Annotated in this window: 12 protein-coding genes; all 12 read left to right on the top strand. The window is 68.0% G+C overall.

The features are described 5' to 3' along the window. The coding region (gene yidC, locus C665_RS13860; RefSeq protein WP_004315369.1) for a membrane protein insertase YidC at positions 1-1,539 on the top strand (1,539 nt) is incomplete at its 5' end. Beyond that, entirely contained in the window at positions 1,511-2,857 is a 1,347-nt protein-coding gene (gene mnmE / locus C665_RS13865; RefSeq protein WP_004315372.1) for a tRNA uridine-5-carboxymethylaminomethyl(34) synthesis GTPase MnmE, read from the top strand. The genes yidC and mnmE, both read left to right, overlap by 29 nt. A gap of 172 nt (positions 2,858-3,029) precedes the next feature. Then, the gene (locus C665_RS13870; RefSeq protein ID WP_004315374.1) at positions 3,030-3,800 is read left to right on the top strand and encodes a sulfite exporter TauE/SafE family protein; all 771 of its coding nucleotides are present in this window, start codon (positions 3,030-3,032) and stop codon (positions 3,798-3,800) included. A gap of 137 nt (positions 3,801-3,937) precedes the next feature. Next, the gene (speE, locus tag C665_RS13875) at positions 3,938-4,828 is read left to right on the top strand and encodes a polyamine aminopropyltransferase (protein WP_040829312.1); all 891 of its coding nucleotides are present in this window, start codon (positions 3,938-3,940) and stop codon (positions 4,826-4,828) included. Positions 4,829-4,936: 108 nt separating this feature from the next. Then, positions 4,937-6,244 carry a 16S rRNA (cytosine(967)-C(5))-methyltransferase RsmB gene (gene rsmB, locus C665_RS13880; protein ID WP_004315378.1) on the top strand — a complete coding sequence of 436 codons (1,308 nt, stop codon included), beginning with the start codon at positions 4,937-4,939 and terminating at the stop codon, positions 6,242-6,244. Beyond that, positions 6,204-6,803, top strand: a complete 600-nt coding sequence (locus tag C665_RS13885; RefSeq protein ID WP_211207589.1) for a DUF4390 domain-containing protein — start codon at positions 6,204-6,206, stop codon at positions 6,801-6,803. The genes rsmB and C665_RS13885 overlap by 41 nt, the downstream gene beginning before the upstream one ends. After that, positions 6,800-8,917 carry a sensor histidine kinase gene (locus C665_RS13890; protein WP_040829310.1) on the top strand — a complete coding sequence of 706 codons (2,118 nt, stop codon included), beginning with the start codon at positions 6,800-6,802 and terminating at the stop codon, positions 8,915-8,917. Before C665_RS13885 ends, C665_RS13890 begins: the two co-directional genes overlap by 4 nt. Positions 8,918-8,926: 9 nt before the next feature. After that, a complete protein-coding gene (locus tag C665_RS13895; RefSeq protein WP_004315384.1) occupies positions 8,927-10,174 on the top strand; it encodes a sigma-54-dependent transcriptional regulator in 1,248 nt (415 codons plus the stop codon). A gap of 130 nt (positions 10,175-10,304) precedes the next feature. Next, on the top strand, positions 10,305-11,708 hold the full coding sequence (gene trkA, locus C665_RS13900; protein WP_004315386.1) for a Trk system potassium transporter TrkA: 1,404 nt from the start codon (positions 10,305-10,307) through the stop codon (positions 11,706-11,708). 1 nt (position 11,709) lies between these two features. After that, entirely contained in the window at positions 11,710-13,185 is a 1,476-nt protein-coding gene (locus C665_RS13905) for a TrkH family potassium uptake protein (RefSeq protein WP_004315388.1), read from the top strand. 100 nt (positions 13,186-13,285) lie between these two features. Then, positions 13,286-14,356 (top strand): uroporphyrinogen decarboxylase, encoded by a 1,071-nt coding sequence (gene hemE / locus C665_RS13910; RefSeq protein ID WP_004315390.1) that lies wholly within the window; start codon positions 13,286-13,288, stop codon positions 14,354-14,356. A gap of 391 nt (positions 14,357-14,747) precedes the next feature. Beyond that, the coding region (locus C665_RS13915) for a primosomal protein N' family DNA-binding protein (protein WP_004315391.1) at positions 14,748-15,213 on the top strand (466 nt) is incomplete at its 3' end.

The following is a 15,213-nucleotide window of genomic DNA, read 5'->3' on the forward strand; positions in this document are numbered from 1 at the left end:
GCGGCGCCGGCCGACGGCGCGGTGCCCACGCCCACGTTGAGCGCCACGCCCGGCCAGCCGGTGGTGCCGGGCGAGCAGGCCGCCCAGGCTGCGGCCGCGCCGCGTGCCGTGGTCGAGACCGATCTGCTGCGTGCCGAGGTCTCGGCGCAGGGCGGTGACATCGTTCGCCTCGAGCTCAAGCAGCACAAGGCGAGCGGCGAGGCGGGCGGCAACTTCGTGCTGCTCGACGACGGCACCACGCGGCACCAGTACGCCGCGCAGTCGGGCCTGATCGGCGAGGGCCTGCCCACCCACAAGACCCTGTTCCAGCTTCCGGCCGGCGAGCTGCGCCTGAAGGACGGCGAGAACGGCGTGGAGCTGCGTCTGCAGGCGCCCGAGCAGAACGGCGTGCAGGTCACCAAGGTGATGCGCTTCGCGCGCGGCAGCTACCTGATCGACGTGTCCTACGAGATCCGCAACGGATCGGGCCAGGCGCTCGCGCCGCACGCCTACTTCCAGCTCACCCGCGACGGCAACCCGGCCGAGCAGGTCGAGGCCTTCGGCGTGCGGACCTTCACGGGCCCGGCCTTCTACACCGATGCGGCCAAGTTCCAGAAGGTTACCTTCGAGCACATCACCGACGGCAGCGCCAAGTTCGCGAAGACGGCCAGCGACGGCTGGGTGGCGATGGTGCAGCACTACTTCGTCGGCGCCTGGCTGCCGGAGCAGGGCCTGCAGCGCGAGTACTTCGCGCGCGCGCTGGGTAACAACCTGTTCTCGGCGGGCGTGATCCTGCCGGTGACCGCGATCGCCCCGGGTGCCGAGGGTACGGTGTCCAATCGTCTGTATGCCGGCCCGCAGGAGCAGGACAAGCTCGAAGGCATCGCCCCGGGCCTCGACCTGGTGGTCGACTACGGCTGGCTGACCGTGATCGCGGCGCCGCTGTTCTGGGTGCTGTCCTGGTTCCATAGCCTCACCGGCAACTGGGGCTGGGCGATCATCCTGGTCACGGTGGCGATCAAGGCGATCTTCTTCCCGCTGTCGGCGGCGAGCTACAAGTCGATGGCCAAGATGCGCGTGCTCGGCCCCCGCCTGCAGCGCATGAAGGAGATGTACGGCAACGACAAGGCCAAGATGCAGCAGGAGATGATGAATCTCTACCGCACCGAGAAGATCAACCCGCTCGGCGGCTGCCTGCCGATCCTGGTGCAGATCCCGGTGTTCATCGCCCTGTACTGGGTGCTGCTCGGCAGCGTCGAGATGCGCCACGCGCCGTGGCTGGGCTGGATCCAGGACCTCTCGGCCAAGGACCCCTACTTCATCCTGCCGATCATCATGGGCGTGTCCATGCTCGTGCAGATGAAGCTCAACCCGACGCCGCCGGATCCGATCCAGGCCAAGGTCATGATGGCGATGCCGATCATCTTCACCTTCATGTTCCTGTGGTTCCCGTCCGGCCTGGTGCTGTACTGGGTGGTGAACAACTGCCTGTCGATCGCCCAGCAGTGGCAGATCACGCGGATGATCGAAAGTGGAAAGTCGGCCGGCAAGCCCGCCTGACACGATTGCCGCGATCGCGACGGCACCGGGCCGCGGCGGCATCGGTGTCGTCCGCGTCTCGGGTGCCGGTCTCGGCGCCTTCGCGCTCGCGCTGTGCGGCCGTACGCCGCAGCCGCGCATCGCGCACTTCACGCGCTTCCTCGACGAGCACGAGCGGCCGATCGACGAGGGGATCCTGCTCTACTTCGCCGCACCGGCGTCCTTCACGGGCGAGGACGTGCTCGAGCTGCAGGGCCACGGCGGCCCGGTGGTCATGCAGATGCTGCTCGAGCGCTGTCTGCAACTCGGCGCCCGCCTGGCCGAGCCCGGCGAATTCACCCGTCGCGCCTTTCTCAACGGCAAGCTCGATCTCGCTCAGGCCGAGGGTGTCGCCGACCTGATCGAGGCCTCGACCGCGGCGGCTGCGCGCTCGGCCGTGCGCTCGCTGTCCGGGCAGTTCTCCGAGGAAGTCCATCGCATCGTCGACGCGCTCATCGACCTGCGCATGCTGGTCGAGGCAACGCTGGATTTTCCCGAGGAAGAGATCGACTTCCTCGAGCGTGCGCGCGCGATGCCCCGGCTCGAATCCATCCGCGAGGCGCTCGAGGGCGTGCTCGACCGTGCGCGCCAGGGGGCGCTGCTGCGCAGCGGGCTCGACGTGGTTCTCGTGGGTGCGCCCAACGTCGGCAAGTCCAGCCTGCTCAACCAGCTCGCCGGCGAGGAGCGCGCGATCGTCACCGACATCGCCGGCACCACCCGCGACGCGCTGCGCGAGACGATCCAGGTCGAGGGCATCCCGCTCCACATCATCGACACCGCCGGCCTGCGCGAGACCGAGGACCGGGTCGAGCGCATCGGCATCGAGCGCACCTGGCGCGAGATCGCGCGCGCCGACGTGATCCTGCACCTGGTCGAGGCCGGGGTGGCGTCCGAGGGGGATCTCGACGAGCGTCTGCCGCAAGGGGTCGAGCGTATCGTGGTGGCGAACAAGATCGACCTCGCAGGATTGCCCGCGGGCCGCGTGGAGGCGGGCGGACGGGTTCGCCTGCAGGTGTCGGCGCGAAGCGGTGAGGGTGTCGAGCTGGTGCGCCAGGAGCTGTTGCGGATCGCCGGCTGGCATGCGCACGGCGAGGATGTGATTCTTGCGCGCGAGCGTCATCTGCTCGCGCTGCGCGAGGCGCTCCGCCATGTGGAGGCTGCAGGCACGCAACTCGGTGCGCTCGAACTCTTTGCCGAGGAGCTGCGCCTCGCGCAGGAGGAACTCGGCACGATCACCGGCGAGTTCAGCGCCGACGACCTGCTCGGGGTGATCTTCGCCCGCTTCTGCATCGGAAAGTAAGTGGGCTGACCGTCGGTCGGTCGGTTGGCGCAGCGGAAGTCGCAAACAGAGGCGCGCCGACAGTCGACGGTCATGCCGGGATCCGGTGTCGCGTGCGCGCCGTCCCGCCGTCGCGTCAAACCGTCGCGATCCTCCTCGGCAGTCTCTCTGTTCCACGTGAAACACCCCTCCCATGGAAACCGAATTCCTCTTCCTCGTCCTCGGCGTCGCTGCGCTGTTTGCCGGCTTCGTGGACTCCATCGTGGGCGGTGGCGGCTTGATCCAGTTGCCCGCACTTTTTGCGGCCTTTCCGACGACCGCGCCTGCGACGCTCTTCGGTACCAACAAGCTCGCGAGCATCGTCGGCACGACCAGTGCCGCCGTCCAGTACAGCCGACGGGTCGAGATTCCGTGGCGCGTCGCGGCGCCGGGTGCCCTGGCTGCGCTTGTCGGGTCGTGGTACGGAGCCAAGGCGGTGGTCTACCTGGATCCCGCGATCCTGCGTCCGTTGATTCTGGCACTGTTGGTGTTGGTGGCCGTGTACACCTTCCTGCGCAAGGATCTCGGCGCGGTCTCGTCCGAGCCGGAGCACGGGGCGCGTTCGGTTGCGATCGGGCTCGGCGTGGGTGGAGTGATCGGGTTCTACGATGGCTTCTTCGGGCCTGGAACCGGGAGCTTCCTGATCTTCCTTTTCATCCGCTTGCTGGGGATGGACTTTCTCCGCGCATCGGTTTCGGCCAAGATCGTGAATGTGGCGACCAACCTCGCGGCGATCAGTTTCTTTGTCGGCAATGTGGAGCTGATGTGGAAGCTGGCGGCGCTCATGGCGGTGTGCAATCTGAGCGGCTCGATCCTCGGTTCCCGGATGGCGCTGAGGCACGGTACGGGTTTTGTGCGAAAGATGTTCCTTGCAGTGGTGGCGGTGCTGATCCTTCGCCTTGCCTACGATACCTTCCTGCGCTGACGGGCTGTTTCACGTGGAACAGCCGCGCGTGCGGATGCACCTCGTGTTTGGATGGGGGTACGGCTTGACGCGGCCGGGGTGGCGGCGGGAGGTGGTCGTGGCTGCCTGAAATAGAAAGCTGTGGAGTGCAGAAGATCATGAGCCGAGCGTCCTGGTTTGCCGATCTGCCGAAGGATGTCCTCGCCGAGCTCCTCGGCGAGGATGCCGGCTACTTTCTCCGTGGTGCGCGCCTGCTCGAGTCCGGCCGCTCCGAGTGGCAAGACTACGAGGTCTGGGAAACGCCGCGCTTCGGCAAGCTCTTTCGCCTCGATGGCTGTTTCATGACGTCCGAGCGCGACGAGTTCCACTACCATGAGAACCTGATCCACGTTCCCGGGGTTGCCCATCCTGCCCTGCGCCGGGCGCTGCTCATCGGGGGAGGGGATGGCGGTTCGGCCGAAGAGCTGCTCAAGTATCCGGGCATCGAGCGTATCGTGATCGCCGAGCTCGACGCGAAGGTGGTCGACATCGCCCGGCGCTACCTCGATGCCGTGCATCATGGCGCCCTCGACGATCCCCGCGTGGAGATCCACATCGGGGACGGGATGGCCCATGTGTGCGAGCATGCTCCCGCCACGGGCGAGCGCTACGACCTGATCGTGCTCGATCTGACCGACCCGATCGGGCCGGCGGAAGCGCTCTACACCGCCGACTTCTTCGCAGCCTGCAAGGCCCTGCTGGCCGAGGGCGGGGCGCTGACGCTGCATATCGGTACGCCGGTATTCCAGCCCGAGCGTGTGCGAGAGTTGCTCGCCCGCCTGCGTCGGGTGTTTGCGCGGGTGCGGCCGTACTTCCTCTACATTCCGCTCTATGGGAGCCTCTGGGGCATGGCCTGCGCGTCCGATACGCTCGACCCGGCTGCGCTCGACGCGAACGAGGTGGACCGCCGTCTTGCCGAGCGCGCCATCCGCGAACTGCAGCACTTCAATGGTGCGGTACACTGTGCGCAGTTCGCCCTGCCCAATCATCTGCGTGCCTTGCTGGCCTGAGCCAGTGCCGCTTCTTCGGCCGTTCTCCAGACCTTGACCCCAGCCCACCCCAAAGACCGACGGTCCGCCCTGCCGGCCGCCGGCTCGCCCCGCTCCCGCACAGCCGGTGTGCGTGGTGCCCCACGCCGTGCTCCGGAACAGCCCATCGACAGCCTCGGCTACGCGCTCGCACGGGCAACCGAACTGGTCGCCGGCGTGATCGACGGCGCCAACCTGACCGACGCCTTCGAGCGCATGCAGGCCGGGCATCCGGAGTGGCCGGAAGGCACGCGTGGCGCCGTGCGCGACCTCGCCTGGTCGACCTTGCGCGAGTTCGGGCGCGGTGATGCGATCCTTTCCCGCCTGCTGCATAGTCCTCCTCCGGTGGAGATTCGGGCGCTTCTGCTGGTTGCCCTGCAGCGCCTGACGCAGCGCCCCGAGCAAGCCCACACGGTGGTCGATCAGGCTGTGGGCGCCACGGCCGTGGCGATGCCCGGCCTGCGCAACCTGGTCAACGGTGTGCTGCGCAATGCGCTGCGTCGGCAGCCGGAGTGGCAAGGCTGGATCGAGGCCGAGCCCGAGGCGCGTCATGCCTTTCCGGCCTGGTGGGTGGAGCGTGTGCGCAGCGCGCATCCTCAGGCCTGGCAGGATCTGCTCGCGGCCGGCAATACGCGTCCCCCCATGGCCTTGCGGGTCAATCCGCGCCGTGCCACGTTGGCCGAGGTCGAGGCGGAGCTTGCCGCAGCCGGGCTGGAGTTCCGGCGACTCGACAACGACGCGCTGGTGCTCGCGCGTCCGCTGGCGGTCGCACGCCTGCCCGGGTACGCCGAAGGGCGCTTGTCGGTGCAGGACGCGGGGGCACAGTGGGCGGCGCAACTGCTTGATGCTCGAGCCGGCGAGCGTGTGCTCGACGCCTGCGCAGCCCCCGGCGGCAAGACTGCACACATCCTCGAGAGGGCCGATGCGGACCTGCTCGCGCTGGAGCTTGATCCGCTGCGGGCGGGTCGGGTGGCGCGCAACCTCGACCGCCTCGGCCTGCGCGCGGAGCTGAAGGTCGCCGACTGCCGCCGCCTGGCAGCGTGGTGGGATGGTCGTCCCTTCGACCGCATCCTGGCCGATGTGCCGTGCTCGGCATCCGGCGTGGTGCGCCGACATCCGGACATCAAGTGGTTGCGCCGGGACAGCGATATCGCCAACTTTGCCGCACAGCAGGCGGAAATCCTGGAGGCACTTTGGCGCACGCTCGCCCCGGGTGGCACAATGCTCTACGTCACCTGCTCGGTGTTCGACGAGGAAAACGCCGGTCAGGTCGCCGGCTTCTGCGTCCGCCATGCCGACGCGGAGCGACTCCCGATTCGCGGATCTTCCGACCTGCAGCTGCTGCCTTGTGCCGACCATGACGGCTTCTATTACGCGCTCCTCCGCAAGCGGCCCTGAGCGCGCCGTTCGCTTCGCCGTGGCCGCGCTGCTCTTGTTGTGGGCGCTGAGCGTACGCGCGGAGAGCGTCATCCGCAGCGCCGAGATCGTGCCCGGTGACGGCGGTTATGTCCTCAACGCGGATATCACGATCGATCTCAATCCCCGCCTGATCGACGTGGTCACGCGCGGCGTCTCGCTTTACTTCACCACCGAGGTGCTGATCGAGCGCCCGCGCTGGTACTGGCTCAACGAGACGGTGGCGCGTCGTAGCCTGGACTACCGGCTCTATTACCACGCGATCACGCGCAGCTTCCGGCTCTCGGTCGGCAATCTGCACCAGAACTTCGACGAACTCGACGAGGCGCTGCGCACCATGCAGCGCGTGCGCAACTGGCTTGTCGCGGAGACCGGCGTCCTCCAGTCCGGGGTCTCGCACGAGGTTTCCCTTCGCTTCCGGCTCGACACCAGCCAGCTTCCCAAGCCCTTTCAGGTCACCGCGATCGGCAGCAACGACTGGAACGTCGAGACCGAGTGGGTGCGCTGGACCTTCCTGCCGGGGGCGCCGGGGTTCCGATGAAGCGCGTCCTGCTCGCCGTCGCCGCAGCGCTGTCGGGGATCTCGTTGTTCCTGCTCACCTCGGCGAGTTCGAACACCACCCTGTTCGCGACCAGCTATCCTTGGTTGCTCGCGCTCAACGGCGGCATGGCCGTGGTCCTCGCCGCGCTCGTCGGCATGCAGCTGCATCGCCTGCTGCGCGAGCACCGCGAGGGGCAGTTCGGTTCCCGTCTCAAGATGCGCCTGGTGCTGATGTTCGCGCTGATGGGCGTGGTGCCGGGGCTGGTGATCTACGGCGTGTCCCTGCAGTTCGTGGTGCGCAGCATCGAATCCTGGTTCGACGTGCGGGTCGATTCGGCGCTCGAAGGCGGGATCGCGCTCGGCCAGAACGCGCTCGATTACCTGGTGAGCCAGGTGCGAGACAAGGCGGACGACATGGTGCTGGAGCTCGAGGGGGCCGGGCAGGGCGCGGGTACCCGGCTGAATCGGCTGCGCGAGCAGGCCGGGATCGCGAGCGCCACCATCCTTGCCCCCGCGGGCCAGGTGCTCGCCACCGCGGCCGAGTCGGGTCGGACGCTGCTTCCCGAGCTTCCGGGCACGGCCGAACTGCGACAGGCCCGTCAGAGCCGCCATTTTCATTCTGTGATCGCCGAACCCGACGGTCGCCTGGTGATCCGCGTGCTGACGCCGATCCCGGTGCGCACGCTGGCGGGCGAGTCCAATCTGCTGATGCTGCAGCAGCCGGTCCCCGAATCCTTCGGTCGCAATGCCGAGGCGGTCCAGGAGGCATACCGTGAATACCAGCAGCTGACGCTCGGACGCAGCGGGCTCAAGCGCATCTACACGGTCACCTTGAGCCTGACCCTGCTGCTCGCGCTGCTTGGCGCGCTCGCGGTCGCGGTGCTGATCGCGCGTCGATTGGCGCAACCGCTGCTGATCCTGGCCGAGGGCACGCAGGCGGTGGCGCAGGGCGATTTCAGCCCGCGCCAGGCCTTGCCGGCGAACGACGAACTCGGCGTGCTGACGCAGTCCTTCAACCGCATGACGCGCCAGCTGCAGGAGGCGCGCGCGGCGGCCGACCGCAATCGCGCCGAGGTCGAGGCTGCGCGCGCCTACCTGGAGTCGGTGCTGGCGAATCTGTCCACCGGCGTCCTCGCCTTCTCGGCCGACGGTCATCTGCGCGCCGCCAACCATGGTGCGCTGCAAATCCTCGAGGATGATCTGGGCGGATTCGAGGACATCCCGCTCGAGGCCTGGCCACGCCAGGCCGAGCTCGGCCACATGCTGCGCGAGGGCTTCACCGCCAACACGGGAGACTGGCAGAAGCAGATGGAGTTGCCGGTCAGGGACCGCCCGCCGCGCACCCTGCTGATCCGCGGCTCGCGCCTGCCCGAGAGCACGGGGGGCGGCTTGGTGGTGGTGTTCGACGACATCTCCAGCCTGATCGCCGCGCAGCGTACGGCGGCGTGGGGCGAGGTCGCGCGCCGGCTCGCGCACGAGATCAAGAACCCGCTGACGCCGATCCAGCTTTCGGCCGAGCGTCTCTCCTTCAAGCTCGCCAATCGCCTCGACGACAACGGGCGTGAGATGCTCGAGCGCGCAACCACCACCATCGTGAATCAGGTCGAGGCGATGAAGAACCTGGTCAACGCCTTCAGGGACTATGCGCGGCTGCCGGCGCCCCAGCTCGCGCCGCTCGACCTCAACGCGCTGATCCGCGAGGTGCTCCACCTGTACGAGAGTGCCGCGGTGCAGATCCGCACCGAGCTGGGGGGAGCGCTGCCTCCGGTGCAGGGCGATCCGACGCAGATCCGGCAGGTGATCCACAACATGCTGCAAAATGCGCAGGACGCGCTTGGCGCGCAGGAGGACGCGGAGATCTCGGTGATCACCCGTCGTGACGGCGAGAGCGCGCTGCTGCTGTGCCGCGACAATGGCCCGGGTTTCCCGCCCGAAGTCCTGGCGCGCGCCTTCGAGCCCTATTTCACTACCAAGTCGCGCGGCACCGGCCTGGGCTTGGCGATGGTCAAGAAGATCGTCGACGAGCATGGCGGCGAGGTCCGCCTCAGCAACCGCGAGGGCGGTGGCGCCGAAGTGCGCATCCGCCTGCGGCTGGCCGAAAACAAGGAAGCATGACGAAGAAAAATGGCAAAGATTCTGATCGTTGACGACGAAATCGGCATCCGCGAACTGCTCTCGGAGATCCTCCGCGACGAGGGGCACGACATCCTGCTCGCCGAGAATGCCACCGCCGCGCGCGCAGCACGCAACGCAGTGCGTCCGGACATGGTGTTGCTCGACATCTGGATGCCCGACACCGACGGCATCACCCTGCTCAAGGAATGGGCGGCCAATGGCCAGCTCAACATGCCGGTGGTGATGATGTCGGGGCACGGCACCATCGACACCGCGGTCGAGGCCACCCGCATCGGCGCGATCGACTATCTGGAAAAGCCGATCGCGCTGCAGAAGCTGCTCGCCGCGGTCAAGCGCGGGCTGCAGCGTCCGCAGGCGCCCGGCGTGCAGTCGGCACCGACGCTCGCCGCCTTTCATCGCTCCGTGCCCTTGCGCGAGCTGCGCCGCCGGCTCGAGCAGATCGCCGGCAGTTCTCGCGTGCTGCTGCTGCGCGTCGGCGCGGGGTCGCTCGCCGAACTGGTCGCACGCAGCGTGCAACCAGCCAACGCCCCCTGGCTCGACCTCGCCGCCGTCACCGCGCCGCTCGACATCACCCAGTTGCAGTCCACCCAGGGCGGTGTGGTGTTCGTCGGCGAGCTGGCCCGCCTGTCGCGCGCGCAGCAAAAGAACCTCGCCTTCGCGCTCGACCGCCTCGAGCGCTACGACTTGCGCCTCGTCGTCGCCACCGACCGCAGTCTCGAGGCCCTGGTCGGCGAGGGCTGGGAGGAGGGGCTGCTCGCCCGCCTGTTCGAGGTGAGCCTCGCGCCGCCCTCGATCGCCGACGTCCGCGAGGACCTGCCCGAGCTCGCCAGCCAGATGCTGCTGCATCTGGTGGAGGCGGGTGAAGTGCCGCTGCGGCGCTTTTCCACCGCCGCGCTCAACCAGCTGCGCAACCTGCCGTGGCCGGGGGGCTACCCCGAGTTGCGCGCCGCGGTGAAGTCGCTCGCGCTCGGCACGCTGGAGGAGGAGATCGGCGCCGGCGAAGTGCGTCGCCTGCTGCCACCGGATCTGGGCGCCGGCGCCTGCGGCGTGTCGCTCGACCAGCCGCTGCGAGAGGCGCGCGAGGCCTTCGAGCGCATGTACTTCGAACATCATCTGCGCCTCGAGGGCGGCAACATGACCCGCCTGGCGGAGAAGACCGGCCTGGAGCGCACCCACCTCTACCGCAAGCTCAAGCAACTCGGCCTGCAGGCCGGGCGCCGGCACGAGGAGTCCTGAACCCTGCGCGCTCTCCTGCCGCTGCGCCACGGCTCGGCAGGATCCGGCGGTTGCTGCGGCGCAACGTCTGCGTTTGCCGGGCCGGGTGGGGGGCGTAGAATCGGCGGCTTGGACACTTCCGGATACAACGTTGAAGATCATCATTCTGGGTGCAGGCCAGGTCGGCGCCTCGGTGGCCGAGAACCTCGTCTCCGAAGCGAACGACATCACCCTGGTCGACACCAGCGAGGAGTATCTCGGCGCGCTGCGCGAGCGCCTCGAGATCCGCACCGTGTGCGGCAACGGCGCCTCGCCGCGAGTGCTGCGCGAGGCCGGCGCGGACGATGCCGACCTGCTCATCGCGGTGACCCAGTCCGACCAGACCAACCTGTGCGCCTGCCGCATCGCCAAGGCGTTGTTCAACCTGCCGACGCGGATCGCGCGCTTGCGCTCGACCGACTACGTCGACCATCCCGAACTGCTCGACGACGACAACTTCGCGGTGGATTTCTCCATCTGTCCCGAGCAGGTCGTCACCGACTACATCAAGCGCCTGATCGCCTTCCCCGAGGCCCTGCAGGTGCTCGAGTTCGCCGACGGCGTGGTGAGCCTGATCGGCGTGCGCGCCTTCGAGGGTGGGCCGCTGGTCGGCCATCCGCTCAAGGCGCTGCGCTTCCACCTGCCCAACGTCGAGGTCCGCATCGCCGCGATCTATCGCAACGGCGAGCCGATCATGCCGGAGGGCGACACCATCATCCTGCCCGGCGACGAGGTGTTCTGCCTCGCCGCCACGGTGCACATCCGCCAGGTGATGCGCGAGCTGCGCCGCTCCGACCGGCCGATGCGGCGGATCATGATCGCCGGCGGCGGCAACATCGGCTTCCGGCTCGCGCAGTCGATCGAGGAGAACCACCACGTCAAGATCCTCGAGCTCAATCGCACCCGCGCCGAGATGCTCGCCTCGCATCTGTCGAATGCGCTCGTGCTGCGCGGCGACTCCACCGACGAGAAGCTGCTCGAGACCGAGGGCATCGACGAGACCGACCTATTCGTCGCGCTCACCAACGACGAGGAAGACAACATCATGTCCGCCTCGCTCGCCAAGCGCATGGGCGCGCGCCGCACGCTCGCGCTCATCAACCGCAAGAGCTATGTCGACCTGGTGCAGGGCGGACCGATCGACATTGCGATCTCGCCCGCGCACACCTCGATCGGGACGTTGCTTGCCCACGTGCGCCGCGGCGACGTGGTCGCGGTGCACAGCCTGCGCCGCGGCGCCGCCGAGGCCCTGGAGATCATCGCCCACGGCAGCAGCAAGGACTCCAAGGTGGTCGGGCGCCCGATCGAGCAGATCGCCCTGCCGCGTGGCGCGAGCATCGGCGCGGTGGTGCGCGACGAGAAGAACGAGGAGGGCAGGGTGGTCCGCCGCGAGGTGATCATCCCGCACCACGACACGGTGATCCGCGAGGATGACCACGTGATCGTGTTCTGCACCAACAAGAAGCTGGTGCAGAAGGTCGAGAAGCTGTTCCAGGTCGGCTTCCACTTCCTCTGACATGTCGTCCGACGCCCGCGCCCGCGCGTACTACCCCGCGCTCAACGCCCTCGGCCTGATCATCATGATCTTCGGGCTGCTGATGGGCTTCCCGCTCGTCGTGTCGGCCGCGCTGGGGGACGGCGCGACCCTGGCCTACGACCAGGGCCTGTTCGTCACCTTCGTCGCCGGCCTGCTGCTGTGGGCGGCGACGCGCAGCAAGCGGCGCGATCTGCGGGTGCATGACGGTTTCCTGCTGGTGGCGGCGACCTGGGTGGTGCTGCCGCTCTTCGGCGCGCTGCCGCTGTTGGCCTACATCCCCGATCTCGGCTTCACCGACGCCTACTTCGAGGCGGTCTCCGGACTCACCGCGACCGGCGCCACGGTGCTCACCGGGCTCGAGCACCTGCCGATCTCGATCAACCTGTGGCGCACCTTCATGCACTGGGTCGGCGGCATGGGGGTGATCGTGCTCGTGGTGGCGATATTGCCGCTGCTCGGCATCGGTGGTCGTCAGCTCTACAAGGCCGAGGTGCCGACGCCGATGAAGGACTCCAGCCTGACCCCACGCATCGCCGAGACGGCGAAGGGGCTGTGGCTGACCTACGTGTTGCTGACCATCGCCTGCGGATTCAGCCTGTGGTGGGCAGGGTTGGCGCCCTGGGATGCGGTGATCCACGCGTTCTCCGTCGCCGGCCTGGGCGGCTTCTCCAACCGCGACGCCTCGCTCGGGCATTTCGACAGCGTCGGGGTGGAGCTGGTCACCGCCGGCTTCGCGTTGCTCGCCGGACTCAACTACGCGACCCACTATCTCGCGCTGGTCCGGCGCTCGTCGGCGCCTTATCGGCGCGATCCCGAGATCCCCTTCTATTTCGGCGTCCTCGCGCTCTCCACGCTGATGCTCACCGCGTACCTCCTCGCCCAGGGCATCTTCACCGACTTCGGCGAGGCGCTGCGCTACGTCGCCTTCCACGTCGTCTCGATCTCGACCTCGCTCGGGCTCGCCACGCACGACTACACCTTGTGGCCGATGTTCGCGCAGATCTGGATCCTCTTCCTGGGCAGCTTCGTCGCCTGTTCGGGCTCGACCGGCGGCGGCATCAAGATGATGCGGGCGATGATCCTGTACAAGCAGGTCATCCGCGAGATCGTGCGCTCGCTGCATCCGAACGCGGTGCGCCCGGTGCGCATGGGCAGGAACCCGGTGCCCGAGCACATCCTGCACGCCGTGCTCGGCTTCAGCTTCATGTACATGGTCAGCATCGTCAGCCTGACCCTGGTGCTCTCCGCCGCTGGGCTGGAGCTGGTGACGGCGTTCTCGGCGGTCGTGGCCTGCCTCAACAACACCGGCCCGGGGCTCGGCCTGGTGGGGCCGGCGTCCAACTACCAGGGGCTCGACGACCTCCACAAGTGGGTGCTGTGTTTCGCGATGATCCTCGGCCGCCTGGAGATCTTCACCTTCCTGGTGGTGCTCACCCCCACGTTCTGGCGGCGCTGAGCGGCCCTGCCGCGACTGCTTGACCGACGACAAGCCCGTTCGGGGGCCGGACAGGCGATAATCCCGGCTTGTGCATGAACGCCCCGATAGAGGACTCGACGTGAGCCGCCTGAAGAACGACACCTTCCTGCGCGCCCTGCTGCGCCAGCCCACCGAATACACCCCCGTCTGGCTGATGCGCCAGGCCGGGCGCTACCTCCCCGAATATTGCGAGACGCGCAAGCGCGCGGGCAGCTTCCTGCAGCTGTGCAAGAGCCCGGCGATGGCCTGCGAGGTGACCCTGCAGCCGCTCGCCCGCTACGACCTCGACGCCGCGATCCTGTTCTCGGACATCCTCACCGTGCCGGACGCGATGGGCCTCGGCCTGTACTTCGCCGAGGGCGAGGGCCCGCGCTTCGAGCGCCCGCTCAAGGACGAGTGGGAGATCCGCAACCTCAGCGCGCCGGACCCCCACGCCGAGCTGCAGTACGTGATGGATGCGGTCGCCGAGATCCGCCGTGCGCTCGACGGCAGCGTGCCGCTGATCGGTTTCTCGGGCAGCCCGTGGACCCTGGCCTGCTACATGGTCGAGGGCGGCTCCTCCGACGACTACCGCAAGGTCAAGTCGCTGGCCTACAGCCGCCCCGACCTGATGCACCACATCCTCGACGTCACCGCGCAGGCGGTGGTGAAGTACCTCAACGCGCAGATCGAGGCCGGCGCGCAGGCGGTGATGGTGTTCGACTCGTGGGGCGGTGTGCTGTCCGAGGCCGCGTACAAGGAGTTCTCGCTGCCTTACCTGGAACAGGTCGTAGCAGGCCTGATCCGTGAGCGCGACGGCCAGCGCGTGCCCAGCATCGTGTTCACCAAGGGCGGCGGCCTGTGGCTGGAGTCGATCGCCGCGATCGGTTGCGACGCGGTCGGCCTCGACTGGACCATGGACATCGGCCGCGCGCGTCGCCTGGTGGGCGACAAGGTGGCGCTGCAGGGCAACCTCGACCCCAACGTGTTGTTCGCCCCGCCCGAGGCGGTCGCGACGGAGACGCGCCGGGTGCTCGATGCCTTCGGCAACCATCCGGGACACGTCTTCAATCTCGGCCATGGCATCTCGCAGTACACCCCTCCGGAGAGCGTGAGCGTGCTGGTAGACACCGTGCACGCGCACAGCCGGGCGATCCGCGCCGGGGCTTGAGGCGTGCGGGCGGCGGTGCGCTGCAGGACAGGCCTCCGCCGCCATCTGTCAAGCACGAATTCGTGTTTTCCGGGCTTGACTTATGCACATTTCACGGGTTCTGCCCGGGAATGCCGCCCATAACGGGCTTTGCCCGATAGATTTCATAAGTCATTGAAAATAAAATAGAAAAATTCGCGCAATGTTAAGGCATTGTGACGAAACCCCTTGTGCGGCGCAGGTTTGAGCCCGATTCACCCAGCTTTCCCACAAACTTATCCACAGGTTTTGTGGACAAGCTGGAAGCCTCATTTCCCGCCAGCCACTTGCCCGCCGTTTTCTCGGCCCGCTCTCAGCGAAGTCGTACAAGTCGCTGAAGAAGAACAATTTTTTCTCCAGCCTCCGCCGCTCCATGGCCATCGTCCGCGTCGCCCTGCCGATCCCGCTGCCGCAAGCCTTCGATTACACGGCCGCGGATGCGGGCGTGGGAGACGTCGGGCGCTGCGTGAAGGTGCCGTTCGGGCGCGGTGAACGCACCGGGTTGATCGTCGGTATCGGCGACGAAGCGGGGGTGGAACTCGCACGGATCAAGCCCGTGCTGCACATCCAGCGCGGCGTGCCGGCCTTGCCTGCGGACTGGCTGGAGCTGGTGTCCTTCGTGGCGCGCTATTACCACGCGCCGCTCGGCGAGGTGGTGGCGCTCGCGCTGCCTCCTGGCCTGCGTCGCGCCGACGGCGTCAGTGACGAGGACGAGGATCCGCTGCTTGGCGTCGCCCCGAAGGGCGGCGAGGCGCTTTGCGCGGCGCGGCGGGCGAGCCGGGCGCTCGCGCTGCTGCAGGCGCTCGCTGCGGAGCCGGGGCCGTGGCGGCGCAGCGTGA

The organism is Thauera aminoaromatica S2 (assembly GCF_000310185.1).
In the GTDB taxonomy this organism is placed as follows: Bacteria; Pseudomonadota; Gammaproteobacteria; order Burkholderiales; family Rhodocyclaceae; genus Thauera; species Thauera aminoaromatica.